Here is a 251-nt window from a genome sequence, read left to right as displayed (position 1 = left end):
GAATGATGTTTGTCGACACTTCAGCAGAGTCTCCAACTGCTTCAGAGCTTTTTTCTTCAGCAGCAGGTTGTTCAGTGGTATCAGTGATCATCTCAGCCTCTATTTGATCTGTAGGCTTAACTGCAATTGCCTCTTCAACTTCAACACCCTCTTCTTTGCTTGATGCTTTACCCTCATCCATCTTTTCCTTGTGTATATCTTCCATGCTTTCACTTCCCTTTTCTTTCTCAGCATCTCCTTCATCTTCCTCA

General features: G+C 42.6%; 1 protein-coding gene. It reads right to left on the bottom strand.

Annotated features, from left to right (window positions below):
- The coding region (locus ACYQ78_RS39910; RefSeq protein ID WP_459806199.1) for a hypothetical protein at nucleotides 1-251 on the bottom strand (251 nt) is incomplete at both ends.

Source organism: Herbidospora sp. RD11066 (assembly GCF_054661255.1).
The sequence above is the reverse complement of the archived record's forward strand: the minus strand, read 5'-3'. Positions and strand labels throughout refer to the sequence as shown.